This is a genomic window from Synechococcus sp. R55.7, from assembly GCF_047461955.1.
In the GTDB taxonomy this organism is placed as follows: Bacteria; Cyanobacteriota; Cyanobacteriia; order Thermostichales; family Thermostichaceae; genus Thermostichus.
This window is the reverse complement of record NZ_JANSIC010000486.1, coordinates 1-637: the sequence shown is the minus strand read 5'-3', so window position 1 is coordinate 637 and position 637 is coordinate 1. Positions and strand designations below refer to the sequence as shown.

2 protein-coding genes are annotated in these 637 nt (G+C 57.0%); both read right to left on the bottom strand.

Going from position 1 to position 637, the window contains the following annotated elements; all coding sequences use genetic code 11:
* Positions 1-5 precede the first annotated feature (5 nt).
* Entirely contained in the window at positions 6-407 is a 402-nt protein-coding gene (locus NW820_RS13290) for a YraN family protein (protein WP_414343270.1), read from the bottom strand.
* Positions 408-430: 23 nt separating this feature from the next.
* On the bottom strand, positions 431-553 hold the full coding sequence (locus tag NW820_RS13285) for a hypothetical protein (RefSeq protein ID WP_011429573.1): 123 nt from the start codon (positions 551-553) through the stop codon (positions 431-433).
* Positions 554-637 lie beyond the last annotated feature (84 nt).

Below are 637 nucleotides of genomic sequence, written 5' to 3'. Positions count from 1 at the left end.
TTGCTTCAACAAATCTCAAAAGCCGCTGGCAGGTAGTCAACCAAAGCGTAGCTTACCCCTTCCCCAGAGGCCCGACGTTCTATCAGCGCAACATCAAAACGGCAGGACAACTCGGAGAGGTGGGGATGCTGGCTCAAGAAGGCCTGGGCAGCCCGGATCAAGCGTCGCTGCTTGGGGATCCCAACCGCCAAAAGCCCGCCTCGATCCCAGCTACCGGGGCTACGGGTTTTCACCTCTACGAAAATCAGCACATCAGCTTTGTGGGCAACCAGATCCAGCTCGCCCCAAGGGCAGCGCCACCGCTGGGCCAGGATCTGCCAGCCCTGCTGACAGAGATATTGCCGCACCCAGCCCTCGCCGACGTTGCCTGTATTCTGGAGGGAAGCCCTTCTGGGCAAGGGATCCATAAAAAAATCACCAGCGCCCGGCTCTAATGAGCAGAGCCATTGCCGTGATACTTGTCGGTGTCGTAAAAGCCGTTGCGGGTGCCGAAGTAGAAACTTGCCAGAGAGAGGACAAGAGCAACCCCCACCAAGACTAACTTTGCATCCACGTGGTTTTCCCCTGATTTTCTCCTCAACCGTGATCATAATAGCCTGCCGCTCCTTCACAATCCTCTGGTAAGCGATGCGCGGCA

Excerpts from the sequence above, each read along its gene's own strand:
- NW820_RS13290 (WP_414343270.1), bottom strand. The coding sequence starts at position 407 with ATGGATCCCTTGCCCAGAAGGGCTTCCCTCCAGAATACAGGCAACGTC.